This window comes from Solidesulfovibrio aerotolerans, assembly GCF_009856865.1.
GTDB lineage: Bacteria > Desulfobacterota > Desulfovibrionia > Desulfovibrionales > Desulfovibrionaceae > Solidesulfovibrio > Solidesulfovibrio aerotolerans.
In genome coordinates, this window is the sequence record NZ_WVUD01000036.1 from 1 (window position 1) to 26,654 (window position 26,654).

The following is a 26,654-nucleotide window of genomic DNA, read 5'->3' on the forward strand; positions in this document are numbered from 1 at the left end:
CAGGCCGCTCGCGCCAGGGCCAGAGGCTACCGAAACGTCACGAACTTCATCACCATGATCTACCTGATCGCAGCCCAAATTGCCGACTTCCTTGCTCAATGAATTCCATTTGAAACGTCGAAGAACCAATTTTGATTGGGCAAAATGGAGAGTCTACCGTCTCGGATTTTGCCCACGTGATGCATTGCCCAGAAGGGTTGACGGAATCGAAATCAATCGTATTTTGTAGGATCAACTTATCCGGAGGTTTTATGAAAAAATTTGCTGTGTTAACTTTCCTGAGTGCACTTCTAATTGCAGTTTTTGCTATTGCTGGCGGAAAATATGACGGCCACTTTGGAGATATTGACAAAAACAGCGACAAGGTTGTTGTAAAAGAAGAATTCGTTGAATTTTTTAAAGCGAATGGCGACCCAGCAGCGGCATTTGCCATCATCGACGTCGACAAATCTGGTGGCATAGACCATGACGAATGGCACGCTTTCAAGGAGGCACACGGTTATGGCCATAAAGATTCAAACAATCCCGACGAGAAGAAATAGCTAAAGACGCTCTGTGAACAGAAAGGCTGGGGTATTAATGATGTATGGATGGACCATTAATCTAGAGTTGCAAGATTAATGGACAACAACAATTAATTTCTCGGCCTATTTCAATTGTGCATTTTATGTTAAAGTGATGAAATTTTGCTTACCATGAGATATATTGTTTTTGTTAGCCTCTGCCTTCAAATCAACGCTCATTAACCATCGTGTAAATAAATTCCGATGCAAAAGGCAGAACGACTGCTACAGTTTACAAATCTATTGAGATATAGTTGTTTCTGAAAAGATCTTAATAACCACCAGGAAGCCACTATGGACTTATTTTTTACTGCCATCACCTGGATTGGTTCATTATATGTTCTTTTGCCCTTATCTATGTTGCTCTGCCTCCTGTTGGTTTTGGATGGAAAGTATGCCCAATCAACTTTTATTAGTTTAAGCTTGCTACTTACTGTAGCTTCTGTCCATGTGGCAAAGTTATTATTTCGCCGTCCGCGCCCTTCCTCTGAAGGACTTATTGTGGCTATGCCACCTGACTGGTCATTCCCCAGCGCTCACACAGCTCAGGCAACTTCTTTTTTCTTGTCCTTAACCTTTGTTATATTTCAATTCCTTCCGCCAACATGGGCAACATTGTTTTCTGTCTTGAACCTGTTTTTGGTATTCTGCGTAGGTTATTCACGCATTTACCTTCAAGTTCACTATGTTTCAGATGTCCTGGCAGGTTTTATTCTAGCTATGATTGTCGTAGCTGGGTTGTACTATGTTATTTTATTTAGAAAATGACCCCATGACTTCCAAAATCTAAATGGCTGGAAAGATTTAATCCCGGTTGTATCTGTAAAGGAGGAATTACACGTGCGAAATAAGTTTCTCGGACAGGGAGAATATGGGTATCACCCAATTCGAAAAATTAAGGTTTGCCTTTCTGGTCTTCGTTATGCTATTCGTTATGATTTTAGTGTCGCTTACAAAGTATATCTTTCAATACTTATGCTTTTGATCTGTATCGTCCTGCATCAATGGATAGACGCTCTTCTTGTTATGGCGGCCACAGGCTTGGTGCTTATTGCCGAAATGTTCAACAGCGCCATTGAAGCCCTGTGTGACTTTATTGAAACACATGAAAATGAGAAGATTAAAGTAATTAAAGATATATCAGCTGCTGCCACTGGAATATCGATTCTTCTTTGGGTCGTTGTTTTAGGCGCTGAGACAGTAAAATTTTTGAAAAACTATTAAGGCAAGATGTTTATTTTGTTTTTAACGAATAACAGAATTTGAGTCTGAAATTTCCCATAACTTTTAAATCTTGTGTTTGAAACTATTCACAGATCTACCCAGGATTAAAGCCAAAGAAGAACATCTACTTTCACAAGCAGTATAGCAGCATATCTAATGCCACAAATTATCAAGCCTCTGGGAACTGACGAATCCTCGAGTTGTAGGTAGTGGTGTTCAATACTGGGCAACCGGGCAAGGCTGTGATCGACATGTGTTCATGCGGATGCACTTCCTGAAAGATAATGGACGGTAGGCTGGCCGCGTTGTGGTCACAGGTGTCGATAATTTTCACGAGCGCGGCCGGCAAACCCGAATAGCACTGTCGTGCAATCCCTGGCGGTGGCTCCACCGGGGTGCCCAGCGGCACCAATACTGGCCGAACAGGAACAGCGCCCGATACCAGCCTACCTCTAGCACCTAGTATTATTAGCAATTTCAAAAAATGGAGCCTAGTTGTGCCGTCAAGCAATTCCACGGCGGCTATTCGCTTCAAAAAAACGCGAATATTCCTAGATCAATGCAAAATTTTCAGCATTCCAGACAAGGCCCCTTTACAATGAGGTCCAAACCATTATCTTTAAAAATACAGGCACCCCATAAACGGGGCTAACTCTAACAGGAGTAGCGCTGTCACGAATGCCAACTCCCATAACCGGCGAATTAAGTCGCCAAAAATGAAGGCCATTCAGGGTGTATAACCCCGGCCTGAATTACGACAAGACTTTTCTTATCGTACATGACTGCGACACAGTACGAATTTATGCCAAGAACGACTGACGCAGTAGAGAATGGTGACTGTTTTAAGATTGGCGGCAACGCTCAACTGAACATCAGGTGGATGGTTAACGCCGATGGACTACATTGTTCCATAAATGGCGAAGCGAGTCGCCCAAGACTGAAAGCCCCAACTGCGGTGCACAAGGGCTGAAAAGACGATAGGCAAGCGCCAATCGTCGAAATGAAGACCAAGACTCCGATACCGAAGTCAACAGCAGAACAAGATACTTGGTGTAGTGGAGTTGTCGAAAGAAAACCAGCGTGAAAGCGCACAAGAAGACATGATGTTCCGCGCCCGGCTAAACGAGAGCCAGTAGTTACGGCACCGAAGGTTCTCTTCGGGACCCGACAAAGCGAAAGGGAATAACCTTCTCGCTAGGAGCTACGGCGATCGGCCTGGTCGCAATGACCGGCGCAAGCTGACAAAAGTCACGTAGGGTTGCAGGAACAGGTTTTCGACAGCACTTGCAATAAAATCGAGTAGCAGCCTCGCCGGGTCCCACATGGGATTCGGCGAGGCTTTTTTAGGCGTCCCCAATGCCCCTAAACGCCTCCCTGGCGGCCGTTGGCACTCTGCGCGGACTTTCGTCGCCAAAGAGCCGAAATCGCACGGTACGCCTCCCTGGACATTATTCTGGACATCTGCTCCGACTGGGCCGGAGGTATTTGCCCCCCTGCGAAAATGGTAAATGTCGTTTCGGGGCGAACACTGGACCTGCAAACGGCTTTCATCGGGTCCACGGGGCCTGGCGTTCTCCATTTTCGCGAGTCTTTCCCAGAGACCATTGCTTCAAGCTATTTGCGGTTAAGATATTCTTTCAAATCCCTTCCTGGCCTGAAAAAAGGGAGCTTCTTAGGCTTCACTTCCACTTGAATGCCAGTTTTAGGGTTCCGACCTGTATAGCTTTCATAATTTTTTACTGCAAATGAACCGAATCCACGAAGCTCTACGCGGCCTCCATCGTTCAGAGCTTGTTTAATAGAGTCAAAAAAATGGATTACAAAGTCGGCAGCAAATTGCGGATCAAGATTATACTTCTCAGAAAGCACTTTGATTAGTTCGCCTCTGTTCATTCTACACCCCCATGTCGACAGAGTATTAACTATCCAAAAGACTTGCAAGCATTCAGATGCCGCCAAGTGGATTTTCATCCAAGCGTTATCAGCTTCTCCAAAACCATCACAACGCTTCCTTTTCGCGAAACAAATCAGTCAGTGCATATTACTGCGCTATGTATTAAGCAAAAATACCCACACAATAAAACTAATTGTTCATAAATTTTTATTACACATGCTTCCGAAGAACACTCTAGCTGAATCACACTGAAATTTTATAGAACTTAGCGCTTGACAATTGCCTTGAATTTGTGATTATTCTTCTTATCAGTATTTTTCATTTTGCAACAAAGCCATCCAGCGAGGACATAATGGACGAATATCTTCAATGCGCTCTTGAGATTGTGAAGGCCCAGGCTACTGCCCGACCCATGACAGAAGATGAAATCGTCAGCATGGTCAATTCCATCGCCAAGGGTATTGCTGCTCTCAGCACCGGCCAAATCGCCACCAGTGATGCCGATGCTACCGCCTCGGCCATGGACCCGAAAAAGGCCATCAAGGAATCCTCGGTTACCTGCCTTGAGTGTGGGAAGTCCTTCAAGGTCATTACCAAGAAGCACTTGGCCTCCCATGGCCTAACTCCCGAGGAATATAAGGAAAAATACGGCTATAAAAAGTCTCAGGGGCTTGCGTGTAAATCCTTGACCCGGGCACGCCGCACCAAGATGAAAGACATGAAGCTTTGGGAGCGGCGGACCAAGGACAAAGCCGAATAGCAATGTTTACCATTCGATGCCGCCCGGCCTGATGCGGCCTCCCCCTTAGCCCCAGCGCGCCTCCCGTGCTGGGGCTTGTTTTGTCTTGACGGATGCATGCCTAACCAGACAACCATCCTCGAAAATGGAGAATTCTGTCAGGGGTGACAACTCGGGACCAAATCGGCTGACGATTCGGGTCCCGGCCACTTGGCGTCCACCATTTTCGAAGTCCGGACCGCCCCCCCCCATGGACCCCTTTTTGCAAATTTGTTCGGAGCAAGCTCGGCAGCATTGATTGCATTTCCTGCTGAAAGAAGGACTGTATTATGCTTAAAATCCTGAAAAGAAAAAAGAATACAGGCTCATGCTCGTCCAAACGGTTCTTTGACTGCGAAGACAAACCTCGACGAATCAAGGCCCGTTTTTTTTCATTTCTCACAATCATAATCGGCCTCTTTTACCTTTACTGGGTCTACGCAGCCGTCAACAGAGAGCACGCGATTGCAGCTACGCTCTTTTTGCTCGCGGAAATTGCTTGCTGGGGATTGTTTTGTTTTGCAACAATCGGTCTTTGGCGTTTGCGCTTTAAATCTCCGGAAGGCTTACCAGGTGACGGCAGCTTCTCCGTGGATATTTTCATTCCAACATACAGCGAGCCCCTTCAATACCTTACTACCACTCTTCGAGCCGCAAGTCGTATTGAATATGCCGGGGCAATCGAGCGCTACGTGCTCGATGACGCAGGCCGTTCGGAAGTAGAGACCCTAGCAATGTCTCTCGGATTCCATTATCTCTCACGTCCCAAAAGCAAACAGCCAAATGCCAATGCTAAAGCGGGAAACTTAAATTTTGGATTGCGTCAGACCCATGGCGATCTCGTGCTTGTGCTTGATGCAGACCAAATTGCTCAGCCAAACATGCTCAATGCATTGATCGGCTACATGCGTTTTGAAAAAGTCGCATTTGTCCAGTCCAAGCAGAGCTACCTGACCCAGGAAGGCGATCCATTCTACAACAAATCACAAGTATTTTACGATATCGTCCAACTTGGAATGGACAATAACGACATGGCCATTTCCAGTGGCACAGGGGTTCTATACCGCCGTGAAGCGCTGGAAAGCATCGGAGGCTTTGTAGAATGGAATATTGTCGAAGATCTTACCACATCCTATACACTGCATGCTCACGGATGGAAATCGTTTTACTTTCCTCATGCACTCAGCCGTGGGTTGGCCCCTACGAGCATTGGCGGAGTCTATCAGCAGCGCGGGCAATGGGCCTTAGACACCATGCGAATTTTCATTTGGGACAACCCTTTTTTTAAAAAAGGGTTGAACCTCCTTGCCAGAATTCAATACTCGACAGTGGCGCTCTCCTACATTTGTTCCGCATTTCTTTTTCCGTTTTTTTATCTTATTCCCATCTGGAGTTATGTTACTGGCTACACAATTCTTACCCGTCCTGAGGGTGAATTCCTTGTAATACGTGCCATTTATTTTATTGCAATGATCATTGCAACACACTATCTCTGCTACAAGCAGCAGCCAGGAAAGCAATTCCGGATGTTGGCCGGACTTTTCCCAATCTATATGTCAGGCATTGTCCGGGCTTTTTTTTACCCGATAGGGAAAAAACCGGGATATTGCCCGAACAATGCCACACTAGGTTGCTCGCTGGCCTCTAAAAGCAAACAGCCCCTAATGGCTATTTTGCCTCAGGTTGTCATTCTGCTGCTCAATCTCATCATGCCTTTTATTTCCTTGTTTTTCGGCCTTTGTGAGCCACGAATTATCGCTGCCAATATCCTTATTTCCGCAATAGCCATCTGGAGTATGTCCCAGGTCGTCTGGGCTGCCCTGTTCCCGGGCGATTGGGAGCCGGAGGAGGACCCGGACAATGTCTATTCTCTCGATTAAATCAAAACGACGCACCCTCATATTGGCGGGATTTATTGCGTTCTGGGTCATTGCCGCACTCTGGACCGTCAATAAATTTAATCCTGAATTCTGGAAAGACGGTTACTCGTACTATAAAGACGCCCAGGCATTTTTGGAGAAAAACGACCTTGAAGCGGCCAGGAACTCCATCCGCAAAGCGCGAACCCGGGATGCAAAAACTTCTGGCTATCTCGTTTTTGAAGGCTCCATCTGCGAAAAGCTGGGACTGCCCGACGAAGCGGCCCAAGCCTATAGCCAGGCTCTGGCCCTTGCACCCAACGATCCAGAGGCTGGCCTTGGGCTGGCCAGAATACTGCTGGCCCAGGGAAAGACACAGGAGGCGGCAACAATCCTGAGCCAGCTTGCGGCAACGGACTTGGACACGAGCATATTGGAACGACGGGCCGGGATTTTGGCTCAATACGGTGAACATGTTCGGGCCATGGCTGATTATGAGCGATTGCTTGCCGGAGATCCAGACAACGCCGGCTACCTGCGCGGATATAGCGCCTCGGCCATGGCCGTGAAGGACTGGAATAGCGCACAGAAAACCCTGTCAAAACTACTTTCAGTCTCTCCCGACGCTGCGCTTTCGGACTGGGCCAGGGGGCAACTGGTCATTGCGCTTCGGGCCGTTGGAAAGACGGCGGAAGCGTATGCGCTCCTGACAGCTGCTCCGCAAGCTACCAATGCGACTATGCGTGCCCAACTTGCTATGGAGCTTGAACTTTTTTCCGAAGCTATGCCGCTCCTGGAACAGCTTATCAAAACTGACCCTGGCAACGCAGACGTCGCCAACCAACTGGGCACAGCCTTGCGCGCCTTGGGACGTCTCGATGAAGCCTACACCCTTTTCTCTGCTTTCCCGGACGCTGGCAATCTTCGCCCACGTGCAGAACTGGCCCTGCAGCTTGAGAAGTTCGACGAAGCTGCCAAACTGTACCTGCAATTGACCAGGACGGAATCGGCTGCTGTGCTGGACAGAGAAAAACTGGCCTACGCCCTGGACCGGGCGGCCCAAAACAATAATCAAGCCCTTGCCCCGGTCGTGTCGTCCTCGACAGCGGTCGCACCGGCCGCCCCTGTGGCAACTGCAGCCGGCACCATACCCGACCCTTTGCCCGGCGATGCTGCAGCTGAGAAAGAATACAAAGCGCTGATAGCCTCGGAGCAAGCCTCCGAAGAAACAAAACTTCGCTATTCCTGGCTCCTGATGCGAGCGAAGCGCTACGCAGAAGCCTACGATCTTGCGCGCAATCTCCAGCATCTGACCGAACGCCCCGAAGAGTTGGAACTGGCTGCTAACGCTGCCTTTCTGGCTGGTAAATACGCTGAGGCCGCCCCGTTGCTTGAGTCCGCGGCGACCCGGCAGCCACAAAATACGATTTTTTTGCGCAATTTGGCCGACGCTTACGACGCACTTAAACAGCCCAGCCAAGCGGCGAGGACTTTGGACCGTCTCTTGGAGTTGGAGCCGAGAAACCGGGAGGCCCGGCTCAAGCTCGCTGGGTTGCTGGCAAGGGCCGGAGACAAGCGCCGGGCTGAAGATCTGTATCGACGTCTGCTTGATGACGAGCCGGAGAACACGCGTTTGGTTGATGAACTGGCCACGCTTTACGAAGCCCAGGGACGCCATACCGCCGCCATAGCCGTGCTGAGCAAGGCTCCCCCGTCAGTCCTCGCCGATCCCAACCTCATCTTTCGACTCGCCCGGCTGTACACCTGGATAAAAGATTATCCCGCCGCCATCCGCTGGTACACACGTTTTCTCGCCGCAACGGGCATACCCGCTGCCCAGCGCGCACAGGCCGGCATGGCCCTGGCCGGGGCCTATCTAGAAACCGGGGATCTTGCTGCAGCCCAAAAGCAACTCCAGACCCTGCGGGCGGCGGTATCAACTTCGCCTGAACTGTTGCTCCTGGCGGCCCGGACAGCGATGGAATCAAAACAGCCGCAGCAGGCCGTAACGATCCTCGAGCGACTTGCCAGCCTGCGCCCGCTCAACGCACAGGAGACCCAGTGGCTGGCCGGACAATACAGATTGATAGGCAATAAGCATAAAGCCCTTGCCCTTTACGAAAAAGCGATGACAGCTGGATGGCTAACAGCAGCCAACAGCCTGGAAGCACTTGGCGATCTGCGCTTCGACGCCGGACAATTCACCGCAGCTCTGACCGCCTTTCAGCAGGCGGAGAAAGACAACACAGTTGGCCGCCTCGCCCTTAAATTGGCCCGTGCAGCAGACAAGGCTGGCAACAAGGCACTCGCCAAGGCTGCTTATGACCGCTTTCTGGCGGGTAATCCCGATGATCCGGAGTTATTGCTGGAAACCGCCCGATACGGCATCAACTCGGGCAACTACGCCCAGGCTTTGAATTTATATGAAAAGGTAGTGGCCCAAAAAGGCAGCAAAGGCTTGTTGTTGGAACTGGCCCAGGCAAACTTGGCGGCCAAGCGATTCGCCATGGCCGAAAGTTGGGCACAGCAAGCCGTACAGGCTGGGGAAGGCGGATTTAAGGCCACGTTGGCCCTGGTGCAGGCCCTGCATCTGCAAGGTAAAATTTCTGAGGCGGACAAGTTGTTGCGAGAGAACAAGCAAGCCATCATGGCGCATCCCGAGGGCCGTCAGTGGCTGGGTTACGTGGCTGTAGCCAGGGATCGTCAGCTTGAGGCCTACGATATCTTCAATGACCTCGCCAAAACAGACGAAGGTGATCCGGGCAAAATGTGGTTATGGCGGGGTATTGCCGCCACTCGGCGCGGCGACTACGCGCGGGCTAGGGAGAGCTTTGACAAGGCTCGGCAATACGGCGCGAGCGTACCCCAGACGGCCATCGACCAGTAAAAAAACAGCCCCAGAAAAACAGACACAAGCCCGGCGTAACGTAAAATCGGGCAAACGCAAAAGGGATAGCACCATGAAACCTCTCGCACGATTCCTGCTGGCCCTGGGATTGCTGGTCCTGCCGGTTATTGACGTGGGGGCCTCCTCCCTTCAGGAAAGCGGTGAACTGCGCCCCTTCATCCCTCATCTGGTTCAGCCGTCGGAAGACGTGGTGCCAGTTGTGGCAACTAATGACGAGTCCCTGTCCGCCGAAATAGCCAAAGCTGAAAAGGAACTCGAAGCGCGGCGTAAGTCGTCGGTAAGCTTATACAGTTCAGGTTTTCGTGACAAGAACGACATCACAGTAATGCATGGTGGTTTGTTCGCAGCAGCCAACTTTCTGGACTCACTCAACGCCCGCTTGCTCTTCATGACCGGCCAACTTCATCAGGATGCAAAGAGCCAGCGCCGTGAAACCGACATTTGGCGGACGGCTGCTTCACTGGGGGTGGCGGATCTCTTTCTCACGCCGCGTATCATCGTCTGGGGGGCCGCAGGTTACGAAACCTTCACCCTCAACAGCCCGGAATCGCAACTATCCATGGACAGCGAGGGCGACCTGAACCGCTGGAGTCGCACGCCCATGTATAGGGGCTACCTTGTCGGAGGCCGCCTCGGGGTGAAATACGTTTTTGGTAATGAATCCGAATTGGGATTGGAGGCAAAACGGGAAAGCCTCTGGGCCGAACACGACAAGTTCGACACACGTGTATTCAATCGGGTAGAGGATATGACCAAGATGGCGGCAGACATGGCGGCTAATAAGGGACGCATATTTGCCAACATTGTGACTTTTCCAGAACAGCAGTTACACCTTGACGGTGGATTCGATTCCCTTGAAGATGGTAATCTTCGCCGATGGGGGTATGCCCACTATCAGGTCCCAGTTTTGTGGAGTCAAGATAAGCACTGGACAGTTCTTCGGCCAAATTTTTATGTGGAGTCCTGCACTGAAAACAAGGCAGGTTACTTTTCTCCAGACTCACACATCACCACGGGCGTCATGCTGCATACAATTCATAACTTTAAATATGTTGACTTGGAAGCTGAGGTGAATCCTCAACTTCTTTGGACCCGCAACCAAACTAAAAATGGCGAAACCCAAGAAGGCATTCACGGCTTAGTCAACATAACCTATAAATACGAAGACCTTAGGCTGGGCGTTGGTGGCTTCGCCTATGCTGATACGGACAATTACTGGATATACCGTGCAAACGTATTTCTGAAATATTCATTTTGAGAAGGTCATGATGCAAGGGAAAAATCACTGGGTTCTCTTTTTTTGTATGCTCATGTTGATGGTTATGCCAGGATGCACCCGTGATGCCCTGCCCCAAAATCCGACTGCGGCATTTCTGGACGAGGCCTGGGTCGCCTACAAAGGCGTGTTTATCAAACCTGAGGGCTATGTTTGGGACCAAGCCCGGCGGGAAGTAACGAGCGAAGGCCAGTCCTACGCTCTCCTGCGAGCAGTCTGGATGGAGGACAGGGCCACTTTCGATCTGGTGTTCAATTGGACTGAAGCTCATCTTGCCCGTCCGGATGGCTTGTATTCCTGGCAATGGACGCCGGATGACGGCGGCCGCGTTATCGACGCTAACACCGCAACCGATGCTGACCAGGACATCACTTTTGCCCTAATCCTAGCGTCCCGGGCCTTCCAGGAGCCTGCTTATCTTGAGCGGGCGCGCACCTTGCTGACGGCTATCCGCCTGCATACGGGAATTATGCTGCCCGCCGGCTGGATACCCGGAGCCGGCAACTGGGCAGTGGCTGAACGAATCATCAATTTTTCCTATTTTACGTTTTACGCATACCCCGCCTTTGCCTCCGTTGACCCGAACGGAGAATGGCTTGGGGTACGAGAACGCGCCTATGATCTGTTGTCGCAGTTTCTGTCAACCCCTGGGGTTCTGCTGCCTGCAGATTTCGCAGTCATTGATGAAGCTGGAGCCTTTATGCCCGTTGCGGGTAAGGGCAAACTTTCCGACAGTTTTTCATTTGACGCGATGAGAATTTACTGGCGCGTGGCCCTGGATTGCCTTCTCAACCATCATCTCCGCGCCTGCAGCGATCCGTCGAGAACCAGAAATATTGTGGACATATTGGCTCGGGATGGAACGATATACTCTCGTTACAGTGTGACGAGTAAAAAAGAATCAAACGATACATCCGTAAGCTTTTTGGGCAGCCTGATGCCTTCTCTGGGATTGGCTTATCCGCAAATTGCCAAGGCTCTCGTTGATAAAGAACTTTCTCCCGAAAAACTTAGACCTATTATTCGCAACCCAGACCGGTACTACGATAACAATTGGACATGGTTCGGACTTGCCGCTTGGTCTGGATTCATTACTTCAAAGATATCCGCCAAGTCAGAGCCTTAACAAGCTTGTTTTGTTGAAATGTAATTTTTCGTACCCGCTCACACCCTCTGGACATTTTCTATGAAATGCCCATTGTTTTCAAATGGATCACGCCATGGCGTCTGCCAAGCTCATTACGTCTGAAGTGGTCAGGCACACACCGTGGCCCATGCTGGGCTTCGTCCATGAACTGACTGTCGAGAACCGGAAGCTCCGGCTCGAAATTGAAGCACTTCAGGCCAAGCTCAATCAGAACTCAATCAGAATTCCGGCAATTCCAATAAGCCTTGAAACCAAGGGCCGCCTTTGGAGGCACCTCCATGAACGCGGGATTGTCCTGAGCAGTAATCCTGACCGCATTGGTACCCTCAAGTTTGTGAATGGTATCCACCACCGCGTTCTTCATTTGGATTTCAGTGAATGCTTTAAGGACACCTTCCGTCGTCGCGGGGAGGGTGCCGAGAATGGACAGGAAAACAATATTTATTGCTCCTGAAATGCTGCCCCATGGGAACGAGGACGGCTGGGATTCTCATGTCGGTTCGACCGGAACTGACGACTTTTACACCGACATTTAGCCCTGCTGGACCATTCAAAAGACGACAGCCCCTGCGCCATAACGGCCAGGGGCTGTTTGGCTTTCAAGAGCCTCCCGAGTGCTGACTGCCACGAGAAATGCACCGCGCCCTGGCGTATCGAAGGTCTGGCCATTTTCCGCGTGTACGCCAAGCACAGGGCAGTTTCCACCTCAGACGGCCTAGCGCCCTATTTGCAAATAAAAACTCCCTGTGTGCCTTTCTGCGCAGAATATGAGATGGGTTAAGGTTGGCCAACAAAATGCCACCTAACCCGAATAGTGCTGTTCGCCTTGCCCATGCCTATGCCCCCCCGGCCGTGCTGGATTAGGGCACTCTCGGGAAAATGGGCAAATGGTCACCGGGGGGGCACATTGGCTATGACTGGGTAGGGCGACGACAGAGGACCCATTCGACGCAATTAACGGGGCCAATTCGGGCCGGATTTTTACACTAAGATGTCCTTAACTATCAAAGAAGGACATCACTTTGGAAAAGAAAAAATCGAGATACAACTGGGATGTAGTTTTCAATTTTGTCCCCTTCGAGTCGCAAGAGCAGAGAGACTTGCATTACAATATCTTTGTTAAATCCATTTTTTGTCTAAAGAATTGCGATAGTACAAAAACTGAGTCTACCGAAGAAGCTAAAGCTGCTTAGGAGTTTGCAATACTATTGATGAGTTAAGACGGCTGCCGGTTCGATTAGGTACCAGAGATTCTATCCCACCCCACCCCTGCCGTACCTTTTTTTAGGAACTGTTCAATCTTCCGCAAGTTTCCCCTCTTTGGCTTGACTCCGCGTATTTCCCAGTTGAGGATACTGCTCTCGTCAACGGACAGAGCTTCGGCCAAGTCAGTTATTTGAAGGCCGAGGTCCATCCGTTTTTTTCGGATTTCCTCTCCAAGAAAGCGGGGCGCTGCGGGGTATCCTTTGCAGAAGATTGTCTTGGGAAATTCAAAGTGTAAAGTCATATAACTATTCAATAATGCTGAATAAATTGAGTTTGAAATCTGTACCGAACCCTTGTCCCTGCGGCTATCTGGGCGATGACCGCCACGCCTGCACGTGTGGTGACGCCGAGGTGCGGCGCTACCGTTCGCGCCTGTCCGGGCCACTTTTGGACCGCATCGATTTGCAAGTGGAAGTGCCGGCTGTGCCGTACAAGGATCTCAAGGCCGACGCCTCGCCGGTGACCTCGGCGGTCATGCGGGCGCGGGTGTTAACGGCGCGCGAAATTCAGGCCGAGCGCTATGCCGGACAACCGCTGACGGTCAACGGCCGTCTTTCGGGGCGGCATCTGGCGGTCCACTGCCGCCTCACGGCCGAGGGCCATGGTTTTCTGGAGGGTGCTGTACGGCGGCTTGGCCTGTCGGCCCGGTCGCACACCCGGATTTTGCGCATCGCCCGCACCATCGCCGATCTCGACGCCGAGGCCGAACTGCGGGTGGAGCATCTGGCCGAAGCGGTCAATTTGCGGAGTTTGGACCGGCAGCGGCTGGTGTAGCCGGCCGCACCTCCAGCACCTTGGCCACGGCGCGCAGGAGCTGGTCCATGTCGCAGGGCTTGGTCACGAACTCATCCATGCCGGCGTCCAAAAACCGCTTGCGGTCGCCCTCCAGGGCGTAGGCCGTCAGCGCCACCACCGGCAATCGGCGGTTGACCCCGGGCACCTCACCGTTGCGGATGTGCGATACCGCCGTCAATCCGTCCATCACCGGCATCTGCACGTCCATGATCACCAAATCCACCGGCTCCATGGACAGCCGCCGCAAGGCGTCCTCGCCGTTGCCCGCTTCGATGACATCGTGGCCAAGCTTGCGCAGCCCACGGGCCAAGGCCAGGCGGTTGATGGCCTCGTCCTCCACCACCATGATCCGCAGCGGCGGCAAATGCACCGGCTCGGCCGCCTCCGCATCGGCCGCATCCGCCGAAGCAGCCACCGGCCACAGCGGCACGGTCAGATAAAACGTGCTGCCATACCCCGGCTGGCTCTCCACCCAGATACTGCCGCCAAGCAACTCGGCCAGCCGGCGGGCAATGGAAAGGCCCATACCCGTGCCGCCGTAGCGCTTGGTCAGATAGTCCTCGGCCAGGGTGAAACTCTCAAAAATGGTCGCCTGCTTCTCCGGCGCAATGCCGATGCCGGTGTCGGCCACGCTGACAACGAGACTCAGGCCGCTGAAATCGGCGGACACAAAAACGCGCTTGGTATGAACCGGCTGGGCCGTCGCATCAAAACGCCGCACCCGCACCGCAATGCCGCCGGTGGGCGTGAAGCGGATGGCGTTGTCGATGAGATTGGACAGAATCTGGCGCAACCGGAACGGATCGCCCAGCAGCTTGTCGGGAAGCGAGGCATCCACGTCGAGGTCAAAGGTCAGCCCGGCCAGCCCGGCCCGCACGGCAAAGGAATTGCGCATCGAATCCAGCAGCCGGCGCAGGCCAAACTCGCGCAGCATAGGCGACAGGGAGCCTGACTCGACGTTGGCCAGCTCCAGCAGATTGTCCACGATCTCCACCAGCCGGTCCGTGGAGTCGCGCACCGTCTGCCAGTATTCCATCTGCCCCTCGGCCCCGCCCTCCAGCACCGCCAGTTGGGCCATGCCGAGGATGCCGTTTATGGGCGTGCGCAATTCGTGGCTGATGTTGGCCAGAAACTGGGTCTTGGCCTCGCTGGCTGCTTCGGCCCGGCGCTTGGCCGCGATAAGCTCCTCTTCCACCCACCGCCGGGTCGCCGCCATCTCAAAAAGCACCACCAGCCGCCCCACCGCCCGCAGCGAGCGCTCGGCATAGTCGCTCCCGGCGTCGGCCAGGAAAATCAGCCCCTTGGAAGGTTGCCCCGCCGGGTGCAGCGGCAAGACCAGGAAACGCTCGACCCGGTCAAGACCGGGCAGATTCGGACCATAGCCTTCCAAGGTCGTCGTGGAGTTATTGAGGATGGTTGCGCCGGAGTTGAGCGTGGCGGCAAAGGGACCGCCGAACTGCCCGGCGTCGTCGGCAAAAAGATCACAGTCTTCGGGGCGCATCGGCCCCACGCTCCCGTCCGGCTGGGTCACAGACAGCCAGTCCAGCCGCCCGGCCGGGCTGGACACCCGGCCAACGGCCCCCAACCGGCTGCCTGTCAGCCAAAGGGCTTGGTGGAGCAGACGCCCGGCCATCTCGCGCAGATCCTGCCCCCCAGGAGCCAGGTCCAAAGCTGTGCGCGACATGGCCGCACCGGTCAACAGCGCCTGGCGCAGCAGCCGGGACGTCCGTTCGCGTCTCTGGCCAAGCCGCAAAAATTGCAGCCCGTGGGCAATATCGTCGGCCATCTGGGTCAGCAGCGCGACTTCCTTGTCGCTAAAATCCCGTTGCACCCGCTCAAAGATGCTGACAGCCCCGACCACCCGGCCGCCGACGCGCAGCGGATAGGCCATGCCGGACTGGAAAAGCGCCAAAGGCGGCGGCCTGTCCGGCCAATTCTGAAAGGCCGGATCATCCTGGCTATACGACATCAAAACCACGCGGCCTTCCCGGATGGCTGTGCCGGTGGGGCCACGCCCCCGGGCCGAGTCGTCGTAATGCACGCCAAGGCTGTCCAGCCACTCTGCGTTCTGGCCGGCCCGGGCCGCCACCAGCACCCGCTTGTCCGGCCCGGGTTCGGCCAGCCCCACCCAGACCAGACTGTAGCCGGATTGGTCCACCAGGGCCTGACACACGCGCCCCAGCAAGTCGTCGCGGTTCGTGGCCCGGATCAATTCGTGATTGACGGCGCTTAAGGCCAAAAGCGCCCGATTGGTGTGATCGAGTGCAACGCTGGTCCTGGCCGCCGCAGCGCTCTGGTCCGACAACTCCTGGCGCAGCCGGCGATTTCGTTCCACCAGGGCCGCAACCAGCAGCCCGGGGACAATCGCAAAAAAGAACATGGCCAGAGCGAAAATCCAAAAGGCCCGGCTGCCCTCGCCCGGCCACAAGTGGAGATGCCAATACCCCCCCGCAAGCAGCCCTGCCGCCAGGACGCCGGACGTGGCGACTCCGGCCAGACAGGCTGCAAGTTTATCCCGAAGGGGCTGTGGGCGCAAAAGGTGCATCACGGAGAACCTCACCAATTCTTTACACCTAACCCGCCTGCACCAAAAACGGAAGAGCCTTTCGCAACCACCGACACCCGACCGATACCCAACCGTCCGGCACGGCCGCCGGCCGCGCCGCAATCCCGGCCGGAAACCCCGGAAAAGCCGATAGGGAGGTTGACGGGACACACCGTCCGGCGTATTGACTTCGTCACCAATTTCACGCCATTCGACCCGAAGGAGTAGCAGCTATGAGCATGGTTTCGGAACTCGTCACGAACATGGGCCATTCCACCGATCAAGGCTTCTTCGGGGTCACGGCCATCTATGTCTACATGGCCATCATCGTCACGGTGGCCTTCATCCGCATCCGCCAGTTCCTCAAAGAAGACCACCACTAGACCGCATCCGATGCCCGGCATCGGACAGACCGTTATTTGAGCCGCCTTCGGGCGGCTTTTTGTCTTGTGCCGCCCCGTGGCCCGAAAGCCGCTGGGCGGGCTTTCTTTGAAGGCTATCCTGCCCGGCCCGGACGCAAAAAAAGCGGGGAGCTGCCTCCCCGCTTCAAAAAATCCCGCCCGGAACGAGCGCTACGCCTCGCTGATGATCTCCATGAGGTACTGGCCATAGTCGTTTTTGAGCATATCCTTGGCCAAAACCGCCACTTGATCGGCGTTAATATAACCCATGCGGTAGGCAATCTCCTCCAGGCAGGCCACCAGCACCCCCTGGCGCTCCTGGATGGCCTGCACGAAGCTCGACGCATGCAGCAGCGACTCATGGGTGCCGGTATCGAGCCAGGCATAGCCGCGCCCGAGGAATTCCACCTTGAGCTTGCCGCGCTGCAAATAGACGTTATTGAGATCCGTGATCTCCAACTCGCCCCGGGGCGACGGTTTGAGCCCCTCGGCCACCGACACCACGTCGTTGTCGTAAAAATACAGCCCCGTCACCGCAAACTTGGACTTGGGCTGCTCAGGTTTTTCCTCAATGCTGATGACGTTTTTCCCGGCGTCAAATTCCACCACGCCGTAGCGTTTGGGATCGCGCACCTTGTAGCCAAAAACCACGCCGCCCTCGGTGAGCTTGGAGCAGCGCTGCAGCACAGACGCCAGCCCCTGGCCGTAAAAGATGTTGTCGCCCAGCACCAGACACACGGTATCGTTGCCGATAAATTCCTTGCCGAGCACAAAGGCCTGGGCCAACCCTTCGGGTTTGGGCTGCACCTTGTAAGAAAAGGACATGCCCAGGCTCTTGCCGTCGCCAAGCATCTCCGCAAAGCGCGGCAGATCCGTGGGCGTTGAAATAATGAGCACGTCCCGGATGCCGGCCAACATCAGCACGGACAGCGGATAATAGATCATGGGCTTGTCGTAGATGGGCAAAAGCTGTTTGCTCACCACCCGGGTGATGGGATACAGCCGCGTACCGGAACCGCCAGCCAAGATGATACCTTTCATCCGTTTTCCTCGCTTGATAAGCCGTCCTTCCCGGACGTATCGTTGGCTTGCTTTTGACCCAATCATCAAAAAACCGCAAGGCCCGCAAAGGATGCCACCATGGGAAGCGCCCTCACCCTGTCCGCACACGATGCCATTGAGTTCACCGCCGACAGTCGTATCCACATTCTGGAGAGCGCTGCCGCCTACGACATCCCCGCCGCCGCCCTCGTCAGCACCGCCGGCCGCCTGCCGCGACTGGCCGTGGGCACCATTCTGACCCCGCCAACCGGCAGCCCGGCGCTCCAGATCATCGGCGTTGCCAGCCGCCCAGGCTGCGGCGACATCCCGGCCAGCCGGATGTTGTGCGCCAAGGCGCTGACCCCGGGTCGCCTGCCGGCCGGCGAAACGGTCTTTTCAGCCCAAAAAACCGGCTTGGCCCTGGCCTGGATCACCTTAAGCGACAAGGGCAGCCAGGGCCTTCGTGCCGACGCCGCCGGACCAGCCATTGCCGCCGCCTGCGCCGAGTCCCTGACCCTGTGCCTGACCCAGGGCCACATCCTGCCCGACGAACCCGGGGAATTAAAAGCCCTGCTGGTCGATCTGGCCCTCACCCAGGGCTTCGACCTCGTGGTCACCACCGGCGGCACCGGCCTGTCCCCGCGCGACTCCACCCCCGAAGCCACCCAGGCCGTCATCGAAAAGCGCCTGCCTGGCTTTGAGACCGCCATGCTGCTCGCCTCCCTGGCCAAGACCAAACACGCCATGCTCTCGCGCGCCGTGGCCGGAACCCTCGGCCAGGCCATCATAGTCAACGTGCCCGGCTCGCCCAAAGCCGTGCACGAAACCCTGGCCGCCATCCTGCCAGCCATCCCCCACGGCCTGGACAAACTGCGCGGCGATCCCGCCGACTGTGCCCAGTTGTAAGGGGTGAAAGAGAAAAGAGAAGAGTAGAAGAGAAGACGAAGATGCCTCCGGCGGCCGGGGGCCTGAGGCCCCCGGACCCCCCACCGGGAAAAGTTTTTAGGGGTTTTGGACGTTGGCTGGCACACTGGCCGGCTCCCGGCCTGGACAGCCAGCACGGCAGGCTTGCCCGCTCCCATCCACCGTCGCGGCCACGCCGTTCCCCCTTAACCCCTTGCCTTCCAGGAGGGATTCCAAAGGGGTCACCCCTTTGGCCGCCGGAGGCATTCTTCGCCTCTTCTGCCTTCTCTCCTCAATTGCGGCTACTGCGGTTTGACGCAGCCCGGCCGTGCGGCCAGGGTTTCGCCGCTGACGCGGATGTCGGTGACGTCGCCAACTGCTCCCATCTTGAAATACTTACCTGTGCCCACATGGTAGTCCAGGCGGTTGATGGAAAAGTACGCCTCGTAGCCGGTCACGTCCACGCAGGGCATCATGGGATGGGGCTTGGTGCCCAGCAGCGCGACCGGAATGGTCACGGTCTTGGCCACGTCTTTGATGGTGAGCGTGCCGGACACATTGGCCTTGTCCTTGCCGGCCGGGGCTATGCGGCTTCCGGTAAAGGTCATGGCCGGGTAGGCGGCGACGTCCAGGAATTCGGCGGTGCGCAGATGGGTGTCCCGGGCGGCCACGCCGGTATCGACGCTCTGGGTTGCAACGGAAAAGGCCACCCGGCCCTTGGCCATATCCTTAGCCGGGATGTGGATGGTGCCGGAAACGGTGTTGAAGCGTCCGGCCACCGGGGCCACGATGTGGCGGATCCAGAAGGTGGCGGCCGTATGCGGCGGGTCGAGCGTTGCGCCGTCTGTGACTGGTGCGGCGTCAGGGGCTTTGGCCGGGGCGGCTGCCACCGGCTGGGTTTCCTGGGACGGTGCAGCTGCCGACTGGGCCAGGGCCGCGCCCGCCAGCAGGGCAATCAGGGCCAGACCGGCCAGACAGGACAAATGGAAATGACGCATGGTGGTGTTCTCCTATGCCTTGGCAGGCACTGTATAGAGGATGTCGTCGGTGTCGAAACGCCATTTGGGCGGGGCCTTGCCGTCGCTTCAATTCGTGCGCAGGACCCTTTTGGTGATGCTGCCCTTGTGCGCCCGTTTTGACCGCATCGTCAAGACCAGGGGAGGACAGAACGGGAAGCGAGGGTGCGCCAAGCTGCGGACCACTTGACTATTACGGCGCGGGGAGGCATGCAGGCCGGACATTTTATCCTTTCCCTCAGACCAAAAGGACTCCCTTCCATGGCCCTCAATCTGACCCAGAAAATCATCAAGGCGCACTTGCTTTCCGGCGAAATGACCGCCGGGGCCGAGATCGCGCTTCGCATCGACCAGACGCTCACCCAGGACGCCACCGGCACCATGGCCTATCTTCAGTTTGAAGCCATCGGCCTGCCGCGCGTGCGCACCGAACTTTCCGTCAGCTACGTTGACCACAATACCCTGCAAATGGGTTTCCGCAATCCCGACGACCACGCCTATCTGCGCACCGTGGCCGCCAAGTTCGGCATCACCTTTTCCCCGGCCGGAACAGGCATCTGCCACCAGCTCCATCTGGAAAATTTCGCCAAGCCGGGCAAGACGCTGGTCGGCTCCGACTCCCACACCCCCACAGCCGGGGGAGTCGGTTCCATGGCCATGGGTGCCGGCGGCCTGTCCGTGGCCCTGGCCATGGCCGGCGAACCCTACGTCATTTCCATGCCCAAGGTGGTCAAGATCCATTTGACCGGCCAGCTTCCGGGCTGGGCCACGGGCAAGGATGTCATCCTGCACCTGTTGGGCCTTTTGACCGTCAAGGGCGGGGTCGGAAAGGTTATGGAATACGCCGGTCCGGGCGTGGCCACCCTGTCCGTGCCCGAGCGCGCCGTCATCACCAACATGGGGGCCGAGCTTGGCGCGACCACCTCGATTTTCCCGTCCGACGACGTGACCAAGGCGTTTTTTACGGCCATGGGCCGGCCCGAGGACTACGCCCCCCTGGCCGCCGACGCCGGTGCGACCTACGACGAGGTTGTGGAAATCGACCTGTCGACTCTCGAGCCGCTGGCTGCCGCACCGCACATGCCCGACCGCATGGTCCGCATCGCCGATCTTGACGGCATGAAGGTCGATCAGGTCTGCATCGGCTCCTGCACCAATTCGTCCTACGCCGATTTAAAGGCCGTGGCCCAGATACTGGCCGGCAAGCGCATTGATCCGGCCACGGATCTGCTTATTTCCCCGGGCTCCAAGCAGGTGCTCAAGATGCTGGCCGCCGAGGGCCTTATCGAGCCGCTGCTGGACGCCGGAGCGCGTTTGCTGGAATGCTCCTGCGGCCCGTGCATCGGCATGGGCGGTTCGCCGGTCTCGGCCGGCGTTTCGGCCCGCACGTTCAACCGCAATTTTGAAGGCCGCTCCGGCACCCAGGACGGGCAGGTCTATCTGGTCAGCCCCCAGACGGCAGCCCTGGCCGCCTTGCGCGGTGCCTTCACCGATCCGGCCACCTGGGGCGACGCGCCCGAAAAGGCCGACTTCCCGGCCGAGGTGCCCAGCATCCGCCATCTGTTCCTGCCGCCCCCGGCCGACGGCGCGGCGGTTACGATCCAGCGCGGCCCCAACATCGCCCCGCTGCCGCCCTTTGGTCCCCTGCCGGCCGTCATTAAGGCCCCGGTGGCCCTTAAAGTCGGCGATGACATCACCACCGACCACATCCTGCCGGCCGGAGCCCAGATCACGGCCCTTCGCTCCAATATCCCGGCCATCAGCGAATACATCTTCAGCCGGGTGGACGCCGCATTCGTCGCGCGCATCAAAGAGCTCGGCAAGGGCGTCATCCTTGGCGGCGAGAACTACGGCCAGGGCTCAAGCCGCGAACACGCCGCCCTTGGCCCGCGCTATCTCGGCGTTGTCGCCGTGGTGGCCAAGTCCATGGCCCGCATCCACCGGGCCAATCTGGTCAATTTCGGCATCCTGCCGCTTTTGCTCGTCGATAAAGCCGACTACGACCGCATCCCGGCCGCAGCCGGCATTCGCCTGGATACAGCGACCCTGGCCCCGGGCCAGCCCGCGCCCATGACCGTGGAAGGCGTGGGCGAAGTCATGGTCGTTAACGACCTGACCGCCAAGGAACTCGACATCATCAAAGCCGGCGGCCTGCTCAATCAGGTCCGTCAGGCCCGCGCCTAAACAAACGGCGCCAGCGCGCTAAGGAGAACCCATGCTCGACCCGATGCGGAAATACGCCCAATCCTGGGGCATCAAGATCGTCTTCGGACTGATCATCATTGTCTTCGTCTTCTGGGGCGTTGGCAATTTCAATGGCGACAAGGCCACCATTTTAGCCACGGTGGACGACCAGCCCGTTCTGATCAAGGACTACGAAAAGGCCTATCAGGAAAACATGCGGCTGGTGAAAAACAAAAACCCCAACGTTACGGACAAGGAACTGCAGGACGGCGGTTTTCGTTGGCAGGTTTTTCAAAACATGGTGACCACCCGCTTGCTCGAAGAGCAGGCGAATAAACTCGGCATGGCCATCACCGCCGACGAGTTGCGGGCCGAAATCGCCAAGATTCCGGCTTTCCAGAACGAGTCCAAGCAGTTTGACCCCAAACGCTACGAAAATCTGCTCAAAGCCAACGGCGTGGCCCCGGGCGAGTTCGAGGCCGATTTCCGCCAGCAGCTCCTGTTGGAAAAACTGGTGGCCTTTGTCGGACTGCCGGCTGTCGTGGCCGAATCGGAAGCCCGCTCGATTTTCGACTTCATGCGCGAGCAGGCCGTCATCAACTACATTCCCTTCACAGCGGCCGATTTCGCCAAGGGCGTGACGATCAGCGACGAGCAGATAAAGACGTATTACGACGCCCGCAAAGACGAATTCGCCACGCCGGCCCAGGTCAAGATCGATTTCGTGGAATTCACGCCCAAGGCCATGGCCAAGCCGGCAGAAATCACCGAGGCCGATATTGAAACCTATTACAAGGCCAACCAGAAGAAATACGAGCGGCCCGAGCAGGTCCATGTGCGCCACATCCTCATGATGCTGCCGCCGGATGCCCCCAAGGACGTGGTGGACGCCGCCGAAGCGCGCATGAAGGCCATGGCCGAGAAAGTGCGCCAGGGAACGGATTTCGCCACCTTGATCCCCAAAGAGCCCACCAACGCCGACGGCATCATCGGCGAGGACTGGGCCTGGCTGCCCAAGGGCAGCCTGCCCAAGGAATTCGGCCCCTTCGAGGACAAGGCGTTCAGCCTGAAAAAAGACGAACTCAGCGAGCCCGTGCGCACCAGCCTGGGGCTGCATCTGATCCAGGGCGGCGAACATCAGGCCGCCGGCCAGCGCGCCCTGGCCGAGGTCAAGGACGAAATCCGCGCCGATCTGGCCGAACAGCGCGCCGCCGACAAGCTGACCAAGGCCCTGGACGTGATCCAGGAGAAGCTTTCCTCGGGCGAAGCCCTGGAAGCGGCCGTGGCTGCGGAGAAGCTGGCCCTTAATACCTCCGAATTCTTTGCCAAGGACAACCCGCCCGCCAACCTCGGCCTGTCCGAACAGGCTCTGGAAGCTGTCTTTGCCCTCAAAAAAGGCCAGACCGCCGACACGCCCCTGTCCACCCAGGACGGGTTTATTCTGGTGCGGGCCAACGAGGTCAAAGAGCCGGGCGTCGAGCCGCTGGACGCCGTCAAGGATGTCATCAAGAACCGGCTGACCGAGGAAGAGGGGCTGAAACGCGCCAAAGCCAAGGCCGACGAAGCCGCCAAGGCCATGGAGACCGAGGACGGCCGCAAGACCGTGCTGGCCGAAAATAAAGCCAAAATTACGACGTCAGCGCCTTTTACCCGCCAGGGCTTCATCCCCGGCCTGGGCATGGCCCCGGTGCTGGTCCAGACAGCCTTCGAGGCCCGGGAGCCGGGCTGGTTCAAGCCGGCCTTCGGCGTATCCGGTGCCTATGTGCTGGCTGGCCTGGACAAGCGCATCCCGGCCGATCCGGCCCTGTGGGACAAGGAGAAGGAACGCTGGCTGGCCACCCTCACCCAGTCCAAGCAGACGGAACTCTTCCGCTCCTATCTTGAGACCCTGCAGCAGGCTGCCCAGGTGGTCATCGTCAACGACGCCATCCTGGGACCGCAGCCCAAGAGCGCAGGGAATCCGGCCGGCGCAGTGACCGTCAAATAAGCACCCGCCTCTCTTTGCACACGCAAGGGGCGCAGCCTGCCGGCTGCGCCCCTTTTTTGTTGTGGCTCACCCACTTTTTCATTCTGGCCTTGCCCTGATTGCGCCACACCCGACCGTCAGCGTCGTTGCGGTACTCACCCGCACTGTGTAGCGCTTGGCCTGGTTGTCCACGTTCCCCGACGCCCTCGCAGCCAGGCCCGCTGCCGTTGGCCGGCGCGGGCTGTTCCCTGGGAAAAAACGGCTGTTATTCCGGCTTTCAATCCCCAAAAAAATCCGCAGCAATGGCACGTGGCAAGGCCATGGCAAGTCACGGTCTGGTGGCATCGGCGTCACGGGCACCGCACGGTTCAGCGTTGACTTTGTAACAAGACAGTGGTTTTAGTGGCGCGCTTTGGGACGAAAACCAGTGTTTTCCGAGTGGGGGAGAGGCATTCGACCCTTTTTACGATCCCAAGCCCCTGTTATTCTCTTTTCGCCAGCAGCAAAAACTGTTCCCGGTACGGCTTTCACGGCGCACCGGCAGTGCACAGTGGCGACACATACCAGCCTACGCGTTTTAAACCCAAACCGTCTCGGTTTGTACATGTTTGCGACATGTACAAACCCTATCGTGCCTGGTCTTGCCTGGAATCGGCGCTGCCGAACAGGTGCGCGCCCACGGACCGACCCACCAGGGAGAGGAGTATTCGCCCATGGACAGGGAACTCGTCAAACGCCACGAACAGACACTGCTGCGGGCCATGAACTCGGTCGATGCGTGCCAAAACGTCCTCGGCCGTCTGGACCGCCAGTGGACCCGGGCCACCCTTACCGGCAAAATCAATTGCAGCCGCATCGCCCAGACGCTGATTGACTTCATCAGCAGCACCCAGGACAATTTCTCCAGCCTGCAACGCAATCTGCTGGACACCCTGGTGCTGGAAAACACCCAGAAAGTGGTGCTGGAAATCGCCGCCGTGGCCCAGGTCGCCATCGACATTCTCAAGCGCAATCTCTTTGAGCGCACCGCCGACGTCGGGTTTCTGGCCACTGACGACGACATCGTCCAATTCCTGCTCGCCGGCGATTACACCAGGGACGCCGTGGCCGCCATCGAGGAGCGTCTGGCCGAGTACCGCAACAAATATACCGTCTACTGGGAGATTGCGGTGATCGATGCCGGCGGCACGGTGCGCGCCCACCTCGACCGCCAAAACCCGCTGCAGCACTGCGCCGATCCGCTCCTGGCCCAGGCTATGGACAGCGAGCAGTATGTGGAGACCTACGGCCCAACCGATCTGGCCCCCGGACGCGGCGACGTGCTGGCCTATTCCCAGGCCATCCGCCATCCGGCAAGCGGCGCTCCCCTTGGCGTCCTGGCCTTGCTGTTTGATTTCGAAGGCGAGATGGCCGGCATCTTTGAGAGCCTCAAACGCTCGTCCGACGACCTCGTCATCATGATTCTCGACGAGACCGGCCGGGCCATCGCCACAAGCGATGCGATGAACGCTCCCCAGGGCCGCAGGTATCCCCTGGCCCTGCGCGACGCCTTCCACATGGCCCAGCTTGGCGGCGAGCCGTATCTGGCCAAGACGCTGGCCACCAAGGGTTATCAGGGCTTTATCGGCCTGCCCTGGTACGGCCACGTGCAAAAACGGGTGGCCACAGCCTTTCGCAACGATAGAAGCGGCCACGACTTTGACGAGGCAGCCATCCGGCAAAACGCCATCTTCTCGGCCCGGCTCATCGAGGTGGAGGAAGCGTCGGAAAACGTGCTGTCGGACCTGGAACTGGTGGTGCAAAACGGCGAGATCATGGCGGCCAAGAAGTCGGTCCAGGCCGATGTATCGGAGCGGGTGGAGGCCCAAGCCCTGCCCCATGTGCTGGGCGAGGTCAAAAAAATCGGCGATCAGGTGCAGCATGTCTTCCAGGAATCCACCGGCGATCTGCTGCGGCTCGTCACGTCCTCGCGGCTGCACGACGCCCAATTCTTAGCCGCCCTGGCCATCGACATCATGGACCGCAACCTCTACGAGCGGGCCAACGATTGCCGCTGGTGGGCGCTGACCTCGGACTTCCGCCGATTCCTGGACCAGCCGCGCCTTGGCGAGGCCGACCGCAACCGCATGCGCGAGATTTTGGCGTATATAAACAGCCTCTACACCGTGTATTCCAACCTGTTTGTCTATGATCGTGAAGGCCACGTCGTGGCCTGCTCCAACCCGAACGAGCATCGCCGGGAAGGCCGGGTGTTACACGAGCCCTACGTGGCCGAGACGCTGTCCATCACCGACTCCCAGCTCTACCGGGTGTCTGCTTTCGAGACCACCGACCTCTATACGTCGGCCGACGGCCTGGCGCGCCACACCTACATCTACAACGCCCCCATCACCTCGCTGGCGCGACCGGACACGGTTGTCGGCGGTATCGGCGTGGTCTTTGACTCCGAGCCGCAGTTTCTCTCGATGCTCACCGACTGCCTGCCCCGCGACGGCCAGGGTGGCATCCTGGAAGGCTCGGAAGGGATGTTTGTGGAACCAAGCGGGCGCATCGTGGCTTCGACCAACCCGGAGCACGCTCCGGGAGACGTCATCGATCTGGCCGGGGTGTTCTGCCAACTGTCCTGCGGCCAACTCACCGCCCATCTGGTGGCCGAGGGTGAGCAGCTCTACGCCGTGGGCTGCGCCCACTCTGCCGGCTACCGGGAATTTAAGCGCGGCGACGGCTATACCAACGATCTGCTCGGGGTGATACGGGTGCGCATTTAGCCCGGAGAGCACACGAGCATCCCGGGCCGTCGTTTTCCAAGTAGTTTGTCCCGGCGCTCGCAAGGCCATGGCAGTTGCCGTGTACCAGCGGCCCAGAGGCAAAATGGCCCTGGCGCGTTT

Annotated in this window: 19 protein-coding genes and 1 pseudogene; 15 read left to right on the forward strand and 5 right to left on the reverse strand. The window is 56.9% G+C overall.

The window, feature by feature from the left end; genetic code table 11:
• The first annotated feature begins 251 nt into the window (after nt 1–251).
• From GTA51_RS15715 to GTA51_RS15725, 3 genes are all read left to right on the forward strand, one after another.
• The gene (locus GTA51_RS15715) at nt 252–542 is read left to right on the forward strand and encodes an EF-hand domain-containing protein (RefSeq protein ID WP_160962732.1); all 291 of its coding nucleotides are present in this window, start codon (nt 252–254) and stop codon (nt 540–542) included.
• A 315-nt stretch (nt 543–857) separates the two neighbouring features.
• Nucleotides 858–1,331 (forward strand): phosphatase PAP2 family protein, encoded by a 474-nt coding sequence (locus GTA51_RS15720; RefSeq protein ID WP_160962734.1) that lies wholly within the window; start codon nt 858–860, stop codon nt 1,329–1,331.
• 72 nt (nt 1,332–1,403) lie between these two features.
• On the forward strand, nt 1,404–1,787 hold the full coding sequence (locus tag GTA51_RS15725; protein WP_043637343.1) for a diacylglycerol kinase: 384 nt from the start codon (nt 1,404–1,406) through the stop codon (nt 1,785–1,787).
• 1,614 nt (nt 1,788–3,401) lie between these two features.
• Here GTA51_RS15725 and GTA51_RS15730 read toward each other — a convergent pair.
• Complete coding sequence (locus GTA51_RS15730) at nt 3,402–3,680, reverse strand: HU family DNA-binding protein (RefSeq protein ID WP_160962736.1); 279 nt, start codon at nt 3,678–3,680, stop codon at nt 3,402–3,404.
• A 353-nt stretch (nt 3,681–4,033) separates the two neighbouring features.
• Between GTA51_RS15730 and GTA51_RS15735 the strand changes: the two genes are divergently transcribed.
• The 6 genes from GTA51_RS15735 to GTA51_RS15760 all read left to right on the forward strand — a co-directional run bounded on the left by GTA51_RS15735 (nt 4,034) and on the right by GTA51_RS15760 (nt 12,103).
• Nucleotides 4,034–4,441, forward strand: coding sequence for a Ros/MucR family transcriptional regulator (locus tag GTA51_RS15735; protein ID WP_160962738.1), 408 nt, complete (start codon nt 4,034–4,036; stop codon nt 4,439–4,441).
• A 308-nt stretch (nt 4,442–4,749) separates the two neighbouring features.
• Nucleotides 4,750–6,339 (forward strand): glycosyltransferase family 2 protein, encoded by a 1,590-nt coding sequence (locus GTA51_RS15740; RefSeq protein WP_160962740.1) that lies wholly within the window; start codon nt 4,750–4,752, stop codon nt 6,337–6,339.
• Nucleotides 6,320–9,205: a tetratricopeptide repeat protein gene (locus tag GTA51_RS15745; protein WP_160962742.1), complete on the forward strand. Its 2,886-nt coding sequence runs from the start codon at nt 6,320–6,322 to the stop codon at nt 9,203–9,205. The genes GTA51_RS15740 and GTA51_RS15745 overlap by 20 nt, the downstream gene beginning before the upstream one ends.
• A gap of 73 nt (nt 9,206–9,278) precedes the next feature.
• Nucleotides 9,279–10,484 carry a hypothetical protein gene (locus GTA51_RS15750; RefSeq protein WP_160962744.1) on the forward strand — a complete coding sequence of 402 codons (1,206 nt, stop codon included), beginning with the start codon at nt 9,279–9,281 and terminating at the stop codon, nt 10,482–10,484.
• A gap of 7 nt (nt 10,485–10,491) precedes the next feature.
• On the forward strand, nt 10,492–11,628 hold the full coding sequence (locus GTA51_RS15755) for a family 8 glycosyl hydrolase (protein ID WP_160962746.1): 1,137 nt from the start codon (nt 10,492–10,494) through the stop codon (nt 11,626–11,628).
• 94 nt (nt 11,629–11,722) lie between these two features.
• The gene (locus tag GTA51_RS15760) at nt 11,723–12,103 is read left to right on the forward strand and encodes a hypothetical protein (RefSeq protein ID WP_160962748.1); all 381 of its coding nucleotides are present in this window, start codon (nt 11,723–11,725) and stop codon (nt 12,101–12,103) included.
• A gap of 783 nt (nt 12,104–12,886) precedes the next feature.
• Here the strand turns inward: GTA51_RS15760 and GTA51_RS21510 are convergent.
• Nucleotides 12,887–13,156: a helix-turn-helix domain-containing protein gene (locus GTA51_RS21510; RefSeq protein WP_160962750.1), complete on the reverse strand. Its 270-nt coding sequence runs from the start codon at nt 13,154–13,156 to the stop codon at nt 12,887–12,889.
• 32 nt (nt 13,157–13,188) lie between these two features.
• Between GTA51_RS21510 and GTA51_RS15770 the strand changes: the two are divergent.
• Nucleotides 13,189–13,689, forward strand: a pseudogene (locus tag GTA51_RS15770) (magnesium chelatase subunit ChlI family protein); the annotation flags it as partial.
• Here the strand turns inward: GTA51_RS15770 and GTA51_RS15775 are convergent.
• On the reverse strand, nt 13,652–16,255 hold the full coding sequence (locus GTA51_RS15775; RefSeq protein WP_160962779.1) for a GAF domain-containing hybrid sensor histidine kinase/response regulator: 2,604 nt from the start codon (nt 16,253–16,255) through the stop codon (nt 13,652–13,654). The pseudogene GTA51_RS15770 and the gene GTA51_RS15775 sit on opposite strands and share 38 nt — an antisense overlap.
• Before the next feature lie 233 nt (nt 16,256–16,488).
• On the opposite strand from GTA51_RS15775, the gene GTA51_RS20645 reads away from it, so the two are divergent.
• Nucleotides 16,489–16,638, forward strand: coding sequence for a hypothetical protein (locus GTA51_RS20645; protein ID WP_170300343.1), 150 nt, complete (start codon nt 16,489–16,491; stop codon nt 16,636–16,638).
• Between the two features lie 189 nt (nt 16,639–16,827).
• On the opposite strand, the gene rfbA is transcribed toward GTA51_RS20645, so the two are convergent.
• The gene (rfbA, locus tag GTA51_RS15780) at nt 16,828–17,697 is read right to left on the reverse strand and encodes a glucose-1-phosphate thymidylyltransferase RfbA (protein ID WP_160962752.1); all 870 of its coding nucleotides are present in this window, start codon (nt 17,695–17,697) and stop codon (nt 16,828–16,830) included.
• Nucleotides 17,698–17,796: 99 nt separating this feature from the next.
• Here rfbA and GTA51_RS15785 point away from each other — a divergent pair, with 99 nt between their 5' ends.
• Nucleotides 17,797–18,603 carry a MogA/MoaB family molybdenum cofactor biosynthesis protein gene (locus GTA51_RS15785; protein ID WP_160962754.1) on the forward strand — a complete coding sequence of 269 codons (807 nt, stop codon included), beginning with the start codon at nt 17,797–17,799 and terminating at the stop codon, nt 18,601–18,603.
• 299 nt (nt 18,604–18,902) lie between these two features.
• Here GTA51_RS15785 and GTA51_RS15790 read toward each other — a convergent pair whose 3' ends face one another.
• A complete protein-coding gene (locus tag GTA51_RS15790) occupies nt 18,903–19,598 on the reverse strand; it encodes a YceI family protein (RefSeq protein WP_160962756.1) in 696 nt (231 codons plus the stop codon).
• Nucleotides 19,599–19,877: 279 nt separating this feature from the next.
• Between GTA51_RS15790 and GTA51_RS15795 the strand changes: the two genes are divergently transcribed.
• The 3 genes from GTA51_RS15795 (at nt 19,878) to GTA51_RS15805 (ending at nt 26,534) form a co-directional block, all read left to right on the forward strand.
• Nucleotides 19,878–21,800, forward strand: coding sequence for an aconitate hydratase (locus GTA51_RS15795; protein WP_160962758.1), 1,923 nt, complete (start codon nt 19,878–19,880; stop codon nt 21,798–21,800).
• A gap of 31 nt (nt 21,801–21,831) precedes the next feature.
• Entirely contained in the window at nt 21,832–23,787 is a 1,956-nt protein-coding gene (locus GTA51_RS15800) for a SurA N-terminal domain-containing protein (RefSeq protein WP_160962760.1), read from the forward strand.
• Between the two features lie 692 nt (nt 23,788–24,479).
• Nucleotides 24,480–26,534 carry a cache domain-containing protein gene (locus GTA51_RS15805; protein WP_160962762.1) on the forward strand — a complete coding sequence of 685 codons (2,055 nt, stop codon included), beginning with the start codon at nt 24,480–24,482 and terminating at the stop codon, nt 26,532–26,534.
• Nucleotides 26,535–26,654: the final 120 nt, after the last annotated feature.

Coding starts and splice junctions, on each gene's coding strand:
- GTA51_RS15715 (WP_160962732.1), top strand. CDS start 252: ATGAAAAAATTTGCTGTGTTAACTTTCCTGAGTGCACTTCTAATTGCA.
- GTA51_RS15720 (WP_160962734.1), top strand. CDS start 858: ATGGACTTATTTTTTACTGCCATCACCTGGATTGGTTCATTATATGTT.
- GTA51_RS15730 (WP_160962736.1), bottom strand. CDS start 3,680: ATGAACAGAGGCGAACTAATCAAAGTGCTTTCTGAGAAGTATAATCTT.
- GTA51_RS15735 (WP_160962738.1), top strand. CDS start 4,034: ATGGACGAATATCTTCAATGCGCTCTTGAGATTGTGAAGGCCCAGGCT.
- GTA51_RS15740 (WP_160962740.1), top strand. CDS start 4,750: ATGCTTAAAATCCTGAAAAGAAAAAAGAATACAGGCTCATGCTCGTCC.
- GTA51_RS15745 (WP_160962742.1), top strand. CDS start 6,320: ATGTCTATTCTCTCGATTAAATCAAAACGACGCACCCTCATATTGGCG.
- GTA51_RS15750 (WP_160962744.1), top strand. CDS start 9,279: ATGAAACCTCTCGCACGATTCCTGCTGGCCCTGGGATTGCTGGTCCTG.
- GTA51_RS15755 (WP_160962746.1), top strand. CDS start 10,492: ATGATGCAAGGGAAAAATCACTGGGTTCTCTTTTTTTGTATGCTCATG.
- GTA51_RS15760 (WP_160962748.1), top strand. CDS start 11,723: ATGGCGTCTGCCAAGCTCATTACGTCTGAAGTGGTCAGGCACACACCG.
- GTA51_RS21510 (WP_160962750.1), bottom strand. CDS start 13,156: ATGACTTTACACTTTGAATTTCCCAAGACAATCTTCTGCAAAGGATAC.
- GTA51_RS15775 (WP_160962779.1), bottom strand. CDS start 16,255: ATGCACCTTTTGCGCCCACAGCCCCTTCGGGATAAACTTGCAGCCTGT.
- GTA51_RS20645 (WP_170300343.1), top strand. CDS start 16,489: ATGAGCATGGTTTCGGAACTCGTCACGAACATGGGCCATTCCACCGAT.
- rfbA (WP_160962752.1), bottom strand. CDS start 17,697: ATGAAAGGTATCATCTTGGCTGGCGGTTCCGGTACGCGGCTGTATCCC.
- GTA51_RS15785 (WP_160962754.1), top strand. CDS start 17,797: ATGGGAAGCGCCCTCACCCTGTCCGCACACGATGCCATTGAGTTCACC.
- GTA51_RS15790 (WP_160962756.1), bottom strand. CDS start 19,598: ATGCGTCATTTCCATTTGTCCTGTCTGGCCGGTCTGGCCCTGATTGCC.
- GTA51_RS15795 (WP_160962758.1), top strand. CDS start 19,878: ATGGCCCTCAATCTGACCCAGAAAATCATCAAGGCGCACTTGCTTTCC.
- GTA51_RS15800 (WP_160962760.1), top strand. CDS start 21,832: ATGCTCGACCCGATGCGGAAATACGCCCAATCCTGGGGCATCAAGATC.
- GTA51_RS15805 (WP_160962762.1), top strand. CDS start 24,480: ATGGACAGGGAACTCGTCAAACGCCACGAACAGACACTGCTGCGGGCC.